We start from the raw sequence: 631 nt of genomic DNA, 5'->3' as shown, positions 1-631 counted from the left end.
GCTACTGGAGGCGCTGTCACCGCGGACAACGCCGTCTGATAACATCTCGATGGTGAAACCCGCAACGGACGAACTGGACTCCGCGCAGGTGTCCCCGCCCGAGGGGGAGGTCGTTGCCAAGGAGCTACGCCTACCGATGGATCGTGACCCGTTCGGGGACGTTGACACAGGGGGTGTCCCCGCCGATGACTAATCTCCTCCTCATCGGTGGCGTTGCGTACAGCCTAATCGGGATGTTCGTGATGGGTGTGGCGGCTGTAGAGGAGGCACAGAGTCGCCGTTCAGACCCGATCCTTGTCATCGTCCTCGGAGCGGTGTGGCCGCTCTTTGTGGCGCTGCTTGCTGGTACTGGGTTCTGTGCGTGGAGCGGGGTGTTTGACGATGACTGACGACGAGAGAGCGTCTGACACAGTCGCCACCGTGGTAATGTTGCTACCGCTCATCGTCTACATATTTGATGGCGGGTTTGAGACAATAGCCCTCGTTTACCTCGCCGTCATAGCGTTTGCTTCCGTCAAGATTCACGAGGAGATCAAGGATGACTGAATACGACGAACGTGGTTCGTCTATCAGTACGTCGTCGCTGACGACGACCGAATACGACGAACACCTCGTAGACAACCCTGCGGAC

General features: G+C 58.5%; 3 protein-coding genes. All 3 read left to right on the top strand.

Features of this window, described 5'->3' with window-relative positions; all coding sequences use genetic code 11:
* Nucleotides 1–193: hypothetical protein (locus EXE42_RS19745; RefSeq protein ID WP_206750749.1), on the top strand; the 193-nt coding region annotated here is incomplete at its 5' end.
* Nucleotides 186–389 (top strand): hypothetical protein, encoded by a 204-nt coding sequence (locus tag EXE42_RS16375; RefSeq protein ID WP_137694989.1) that lies wholly within the window; start codon nucleotides 186–188, stop codon nucleotides 387–389. The genes EXE42_RS19745 and EXE42_RS16375, both read left to right, overlap by 8 nt.
* Nucleotides 382–546: a hypothetical protein gene (locus tag EXE42_RS18870; protein ID WP_158293433.1), complete on the top strand. Its 165-nt coding sequence runs from the start codon at nucleotides 382–384 to the stop codon at nucleotides 544–546. The genes EXE42_RS16375 and EXE42_RS18870 overlap by 8 nt, the downstream gene beginning before the upstream one ends.
* Nucleotides 547–631 lie beyond the last annotated feature (85 nt).

The organism is Halorubrum sp. SP3 (assembly GCF_005435195.1).
GTDB lineage: Archaea > Halobacteriota > Halobacteria > Halobacteriales > Haloferacaceae > Halorubrum > Halorubrum sodomense.
This window is presented reverse-complemented; position numbering and strand designations above follow the sequence as displayed.

Coding starts and splice junctions, on each gene's coding strand:
- EXE42_RS16375 (WP_137694989.1), top strand. CDS start 186: ATGACTAATCTCCTCCTCATCGGTGGCGTTGCGTACAGCCTAATCGGG.
- EXE42_RS18870 (WP_158293433.1), top strand. CDS start 382: ATGACTGACGACGAGAGAGCGTCTGACACAGTCGCCACCGTGGTAATG.